The organism is Centipeda noxia ATCC 43541, assembly GCF_000160555.1.
Classification (GTDB): Bacteria; Bacillota; Negativicutes; order Selenomonadales; family Selenomonadaceae; genus Centipeda; species Centipeda noxia.
The window spans coordinates 174,641-182,155 of sequence record NZ_GG749279.1 but is presented as its reverse complement, the minus strand read 5'-3'; the positions used below and the strand labels follow the sequence as shown (position 1 = coordinate 182,155).

Annotated in this window: 3 protein-coding genes; all 3 read right to left on the bottom strand. The window is 56.8% G+C overall.

Annotation, left to right across the window (positions count from 1 at the left end; all coding sequences use genetic code 11):
* Positions 1–4,739: hemagglutinin repeat-containing protein (locus HMPREF7545_RS02305; RefSeq protein WP_050752675.1), on the bottom strand; the 4,739-nt coding region annotated here is incomplete at its 3' end.
* A 29-nt stretch (positions 4,740–4,768) separates the two neighbouring features.
* The gene (locus HMPREF7545_RS02300) at positions 4,769–6,451 is read right to left on the bottom strand and encodes a ShlB/FhaC/HecB family hemolysin secretion/activation protein (protein WP_040571140.1); all 1,683 of its coding nucleotides are present in this window, start codon (positions 6,449–6,451) and stop codon (positions 4,769–4,771) included.
* A gap of 263 nt (positions 6,452–6,714) precedes the next feature.
* On the bottom strand, positions 6,715–7,515 hold an 801-nt coding region (locus HMPREF7545_RS02295), incomplete at its 5' end, for a YifB family Mg chelatase-like AAA ATPase (RefSeq protein WP_006694059.1).

The following is a 7,515-nucleotide window of genomic DNA, read 5'->3' as shown; positions in this document are numbered from 1 at the left end:
ACGCCGTTTGCGAATTTACGGTAGGAGACTCCCTTACTGCCTGCGCTGTAGGAGGCGCTGTTCTCTATATTGTCATAGGTAAGGGTTCCCGTCGTGAGTTTGTTCTTTTCGGGAGACGCTTCGCTTGCGATAACGGCGCCCTTGAGGTCGGTGTTCTTCTCTGCGTGGATGTCGAAGCCGTCTGCACCCGCATAGATGCCCGCCTGTCCCGTGACGCTCTTCCAGCGGGAGTCGATCTTCCCTCTGCTGTAGGAGGCGCCGATGTCGGGATCTTTGGCATTGATCTTCCCGCCGGTTACGGATGCGCTGATGTTAAAGCCCGACGAGGAGTTCTTTTCTCTGTAGTCGTCTTTTTCCTGCAGGCTCTCGATATTCAGATTGCCGCCGACGCGCATCTCAACTTTCCTGCCCGATGCCTGCGATCCGATGATATCGGTATCCGCGCCCGAGGTCATGGAGAGTTTTTCTTTTGCCTGCACAAGCGCGGGAGTATAGGTCGTGCGGTCGCCGATGCCGGTACTGCTTGCACGGTCGGCGTGAATGCCGACGTCTGTGATGCCGCCCGCGAAGCTATAGGTGACGCTGACGCCTGCGGAGCTCGAGCGTTCTTTGGTCACGGTATGCGTGATATTCTCCGCGGCACGGAGGTCAATGTTCTTCTTGGCCTCGAGATTGACGTTGTTCCCCCGGAGTGCGCCTCCCGTCATAGAGATGTCGGTTTCGCGCGCACGAAGGGAGAGGTCGGTGCCGGCCTCTATTTTGCTGCCTGTGTTCTCGTGCGAGAGGATCTCCGTTGTACTCGATGAGTGCGAGCTGCCGAAGCCGATATTGAGGCTGAATAGGTTCTTCGGGTTCACCAGTTCCTTATCAAATGCTGCGCGGTCTTCGGGACTGAGCCGTTTTCTAAATTTCGCAAGTTCACGGATGCCGTTGCCAAGGTTATAGAGTTCTTTGCCTGCCTTCCACGCATAGAGCGCTTTGAGGCGATTATCTTCTACCTGTCCCATGCGGCGGATCGGCGCCGCGATGAAGGTGTTGAAAGCATCGATCGCAGGATTGCTGATGCTGACGGAAAGTCCCGACTGCGATACTTCATGGGTATACTTTTCCTTGACGACGTTGTCTTTGCCGTCAAGCTGAACGCCAGCGGCGGTGATGCTTGCCTCCTTGCCTGCGTAGAGTGCGGCGTTGGCGAGATGCGCGTCTTTATCGGCCGCGATGTTGACGCTTCCTTTTGCCGCAATGATCGTTCCCCGCTGTGTGAGGGCGTCTCCTTCGTAGGTGTCGGTGGTCTTCTTGCTCCCGATGAAGACGCCGAATCCCTGTCCCATGATGCCGGATTTCTTGACGCTCTTATAGTTCTCGGAGATGTCTCTCTGCGCTTCGGGAGTGAGGCTGACGGCGCCTTTCGCCCCCACCGAGACGTTCTCGTCCGCGGCGATGTTCGCGGCTTTGAGTTCGATGTCGTTATCCGCCGAGATGTCGACGTTCTTCCCGCTGATCGTCGTTCCTACGGCATGCTCGCTCTCCCGGCGGGTTCGGACGGCGGTTGTGGTACTTGAAAGAAGCCCTTGGGCTTTGTACTTGATCCCGTAGGCGTCATTTGCAATTTCTCTGCCCGCGGTGAGGGAGATGTCTTTGTCTGCCTTGAGATTGACGTTCCCTTCGTCGCTGCGGATGTAGGCGGCGCGCGCGTCAATGTCCTCTCCCGCGGTGAGGGAGACGTCGCCGCCCGCTTTGATGGTTGTGCCGAGCTCTGTGCTCCGCTTGGTACGGAGATAGTTGTCTCCATTCAGGGTCATGTCTTTATCTGCGGAGAGGGTGTCGGTCGTTAGGTGAATGCTTTCTCCTGCGTTTAGCTCGACGATGCCGTTCTTTCCTGCCGCTGAGAGAGTCGCCCCCTTGAGGTCTATGTTCTTTTGGGCGTCAAGCGTCAGTGTGCCGCTATCTCCTGTGACTGAGATGCCTGCCATACGACGAGCGACGTCCTGATGGGCGAGATGCTCGATGTCGTTCTTGGAGGAGATACTTCCTCCAGCAATGAGTTCTGCTTTTCTTTCTGCGGTGATGCCGCCGTTTTGACGGATGTCGCCGCTCGTTTTGACGGATGCTGTCCCCGCATAGATATCTCCCTCGTTGGTAAAGGTCTTCGCATCCACGCGAACGTCTTCTTTGCCAAACATCAGTCCTGCGTTCCGGACGTTTTCCGTACTGTTGATAGAAATATTCTTTGCGCTGATGATGCTCCCGTCGGGACTGAGTGTGAGTCCCTTCGTCGATGTGAAGTAGACGTGCGGCACGAGGACTTTCTGACGGATGCCGCCCACTTCTACTTCGCGTTCTTCGATCCAGACGATGTCGCTCTTGAGCTTTGCGATCTGTTCTTTGGAGAGGGCGATGCCCGGGGTGAGCTGCAGGTCTTTGGCAGCTGCGACGCCCGCATCCATGAGCGCCTGGATCGCGTCATCGTTATTCTCGTATCCATCGGGAAGGATACTTCCTGTGTGCTGCAATATCTGATCGATGATCAGCCGGCGCTCGTAGAATCCGTCGCCGAGGCGTTTCTGCACGGCATCGGGGTTCCACTTGAGCTGCTCGAGCATGTAGTCCGAGGAGAGGAATCTGTTCTTATCGGTAAAGGCGGGATCGGTCTCTATGAGATACTTTGCTCCAGATTCCGGATGGAGCCGAAAGAGTGCGCCCGGATCCTTGAGCGTTGTGATGCCGTCGCCGAGGTGCAGGAGCTCCTGCGCGGTCTTATCGATGGAGAAGGGATCAAGGAAGCTATTCACATTCCTGCGAGTCGGGAGGGTAACGTCATTTTCATCGCCAAGGGTAGCAATGCCGAGGGAATGCGGCTGACCCTCTTCTACCTGCGGGGTCATGAAGACGGCGCCGTGGAATTTGCGTATGTGTCCTGGATGCCAAAAACTCCTCCGTTCGGTATAGCTTGCTCGTGTATAGCCGAATGTAATGGTCCTTGGATCGGTCTCGGCGGCAATGTTCTCTATCGTTCCGGTGACGTTGAGATGTTTGCCCGCGACGACTTGGCTGTTGTCGTTTTTGAGGTTTCCTTGGATGGTAAGGTTCCCGCCGCTCTCGATGACGCCCGCGTTTGTCATGCGGATGACGTTCTCTGAGCTCTGGGTCTGCGTATGGATGAAGGTGCACAGCTGGAATTTATCCGGATTTCCTTGATGGTAGGCGCCGTATCCGTTATAGAGTTTGTCGAATTCTCCGGCGTCGAAGGTCTGTCCCTGTTCAGGGTTGCCGGGTTCGTCGATGCGGATGCGCAGGGGATTGCTCCGCAGAGGGCTGACGACGCGCTGCACGGAAAACGCGCCGTTCTCGTTCCGAACGATCGGTGCGGTAATGTGCATATTGCCGCCGCTCTCGATGCGTGCACCGCTGTTCATGACGGCATCTTTTGCATTGAGCGTCATGTCGCTGCCGCTGTAGAGGATGCTGTCGGCGCTGTTTTTGATCTCTCCCGCTTCTACGCTGAGGTTCTTGCGTGCAGCAACGGCGCCTGCGCGGCGCTTTTCGAGTGCTGTGCGTGCGGTTTCGGTGATTTCTTTCTGCTGCTCGTAGGCTGCTGTTGCGGCCTTGATATCCAGCTGATACCTGCGCTGTGCTCTTGCGCTGCGCAGCTGCGTGACGTCCTGCCGGACGATGGCATCGAGGGCGTCGGATTTCTCTTTGAGAAGGGCGACTTCTTGTTGAAGTTTCTGCTCTAGCGCTTCGTTCCGCTGATTGACGAGGGTGTCCGCTTTGATGGCGATGTCGTTGCCGTAGATGCGGCCGCCTTCGTCGAGCTGTATCTTCCCGGCATCTGCCGCTACGCTCCCACCGCTACTCAAGAGTCCCGTGACGTGGACGGTGCCGTCTGCGTCGATGGCGGCGGCCTCGGTGGCAATGAGCTTGCCGCCCATGTTGACGCCGAGGCCCTTTTCTGTGCCGACGAGGCGAATCTTGTTCGCGTACATGCCGCCGACGGCCGCAACGTCGAGCGTGACGGTCGGCTTTTCGCCGGTTCCTTCGATCGGTGCGGCTGCGAGGCTGTCATAGGAGACGTCGTTTGCGCCGCCGATGTGCGTTGTGTGATTGGCGAAGATGTCGGCGTTGATGCGCTCTGCACGGGTGAGGACTTCGAGGCTGCTCGCTCCGCGGGCGTCGATTCCTTTCCCCTCAAAGGAAACGGCTCCCTCGGTGACGCGAATGCGGTCAAGGGAACCGTCTCTTCCAAACTCTGGACGCCCCGTGGTGAGGATCGCCCGATCGGTATTGATGAACCCGCCGCCACTCACGCGAATGCCGTTTTCGTTCGCAATGACGACGTCGGCCTTTGATCCTGCGACTTCGAGGAAGCCGTTCATGTTGGTGATGCCTGGGCCCGTCACCTGGTTGACGATGATCTGTGCGGGGCCGTAGGCGAGGTTCGGGTTGCGGTCGATCCATCCCGCAAGTTCGGTTTTGGAAATGGTATAGCCGTTGTTGAGGATGAGTCCTGCGGGATCGATGCTGAGTTCGCTGTATTCGTTGAGGGAGACGCCGGCACCGTTCGTTGTTGCGATGTTGACGACGGGGACGCCGTTTTCAGCCTGCGTTACGATCGGGCGCCGCTCTTCGGGCGCCGCCGCGTCGGGCACGGCCGCCGCGAAACTGATCTGCTGAAATGTGAACATCCCGAGCGTCAGATAGGCCGCGATGCGTTTTGCGAGTAGGTTCTTACGTTTCATGGTCTCTATCCTCTCTGTCATTCTAACACTTAAAACTGCACTGCGGCACGAAATCCGGTGGTCATGCGGTCGGCGGGAAAGCCGTGGGGACGCCGGATCGGTGCGGCGATGAAGAGGTCATAGGTGAGGTCCTTTGCGATGGCGCCGCGCACGCCGAGCACGGTTCCCATGAGGCTGTGCCCGAACTGTGTCTCTACGCTCGGGCCGTAGATCATGCCGAGATCGAGGCCGATATAGAGACTCGCGTCGAGTTCTTTGAAGTATGCGGCAATCTCATTACGCCAGTACCAGCCGCTCTCCCCCGTGAGGGTGAGTTCTCCATCAAAGCCTCGCACGGTATAACGTCCGCCGATGCTCACCATGTCTGTGCTGTAGAGTCTCGCTCCGCCTGTAGTCCACTGTCCGTGAAGGGAGGAGGTAAAGGAACCCCGGCGCTTTCCCATCAGGATGGGCTTTTGGTAGTCGAGGTCGAGCAGCCACATATGATATCTGGATTTTGGAGCGTCCGGATGTGTGTTTTCTCTCTGTGCGCCGAACCAATCGACGCCCATGCGGTGCGACAGCCGGCCAAAGATCTGCACGCTGCCGATGTTTTGCTTTTGGGTGATGCCGAACTCTAAGGAGGTCATCTCCTTGTCTTGGATGGGGATGCGCACGCCGTTGATGCGCTGCTCCGAATCTCTCTTTCGGATACTCACTTCAAGCGCCGTTTTTCCGGTCTGCGTCCGAGATAGAACCCGATTCCACGTTAGCCTGGTCGTGCGCGAGGCGCCGCCGCTGACGAATGGATACGGCCGCACGTGCACGGTCTGCCGGTAATCGCTCCGATAGTGCGAGAGCGAGAGGGTATCGTAGCCGAGCGGGAGGGCATAGTAAAAGTTCTTGCCGCGCGTCCCCCTCCGATAGCCGTCATGGGCACCGTCCAGGTCAAATCCGAGACGCAGGAGATCGCTCGCCCCCGTGGGGCTGTCGATGCCGAGCGTAAATCCCGTCTGTATTTTCCCCGTAGCTTCAAGTCCTGAGTTGTCGACGGAGAGGATGCCAAAGACGTTCCTCCCGCGCTGCACGTTGAGCTCTACGTCGCTGTACCCTTCCCTGTCGGAGGGGATGAGGCGGATGTCAACGCGCTGCGACGATACTTTGTGCATCTGCTCAACGCCCTGCTCAAGGGCGCGTAGGTTTAGAACGTCGCCTTTTCGTATGGGAAAAGAATTTCGCCACGGGATGTGCGGACTGCCCTCGGCGTACTTTATCTCTCCCATGTATCCGATCCGAAGGTCGAGCATAAGGCTACCGTCCTTGAGGTTCTGTTCGGGCAGGGTGACGCGTGTGGTGACATAGCCGCGTGCCAGCAGCTTTTGATTGAGTTCGCGCAGTATGTTGTTGACGGCGCTTAGGTCCATTTTTCTGCCTTCGTACCGTTTCGTGATACGGGTGAGGAAGCTCCACTTGTCACCGGAGCCGCGCAGCGTGATTTCGCGAATGAGAAAGGTCTGCCCGCCCGGTGACGTCTCCACCGGCTGCGCCCCGACGTCTCCGGGAGTCAGATGCACCGACGGCTCGCGGCGGCGTGCTTCCCGCTCGGCCTCCTGCCGCCGCGCCTCATCCAACTGTTCCTGCCGGCTGTCATCCCCCGGTGCAGCGTAGGCGTAATTTGCTATTCCTGACAACGCCAACGTACAAAGTACAGCGCAACAGATCTGACGGTTCATAAATTCTCGCCTCATTCGCTTCTATTATTGATTTTATTATACAATAATCAAAACTATGGCACAAACAGAACAAAGGTCCTAAAACTGAAGCTATTCCCTAGGAATGACACTGCGTTGTAGTTATTCCAGTAGTAATAATTTAACGTAAAGATAATTTTTTGATTTCTATAAGGATGTTTGAAGGAAATGAAAAACGACTTTCCTGATTATATCCTTTTTAGCTCCCCTTATTTATGATCCGTTTCTATCTTTATAATGTCATCCTAGGAGCATTTACCTCGTATCAATATGGATTCAGCGTTGTTCATTGCGGCTACCAAAATGATACTAGAGGGAAACGTCAGCGTTGCGTTCGCACGCGACACTGTAATCTGGCGATCCTCAATCGGCTCACGCAGCACCTCAAGTGTCTTCTTGCTGAACTCCGGCAGCTCATCCAGAAAGAGCACGCCATGATGCGCAAGCGTCACCTCGCCCGGACGCGGAATACTGCCTCCGCCGATCATCGCCACCGTCGAGGACGTATGATGCGGACTGCGGAAGGGGCGCGTCGTCACAAGCCCCGTATCCTTGCCGAGCAGTCCCGAGATGCTGTAAATCTTTGTGATCTCAATGGCTTCTTCCTTTGTCAGCTCCGGCAGAATCGAAGGCATCCGACGTGCCAGCATCGTCTTGCCCGAGCCGGGAACGCCAACCATGAGGACATTGTGCCCTCCTGCTGCCGCAATCTCAAGCGCACGTTTCGCCTGATACTGCCCCTGTACGTCCGCAAAGTCATCGGTAAACGCAGCGTCCTTTTTCTGTTCTGTTGCTTGTGGCTCAGCGGGAGTCAGTGTTTCTGCCCCTGTCAAATGACGCACAAGCTGCGCCAGATTCTCGACCGCATAGACCTTCAGCCCATCAATGAGGAGTGCCTCGTCTGCATTAGACGGCGCAACGTAAAACTCTGTGAGACCATGTTCCCGCGCCGCAATCGCCATCGGGAGAATGCCGCTGATCGGACGACAGTTCCCGTCAAGAGAAAGCTCCGCTGAGAAAAGTGCGTTCTGCACTGCCGTCTCGGG

Bases quoted from the DNA above. Each gene is read 5' to 3' on its own strand.
- HMPREF7545_RS02300 (WP_040571140.1), bottom strand. From the start codon at position 6,451: ATGAACCGTCAGATCTGTTGCGCTGTACTTTGTACGTTGGCGTTGTCA.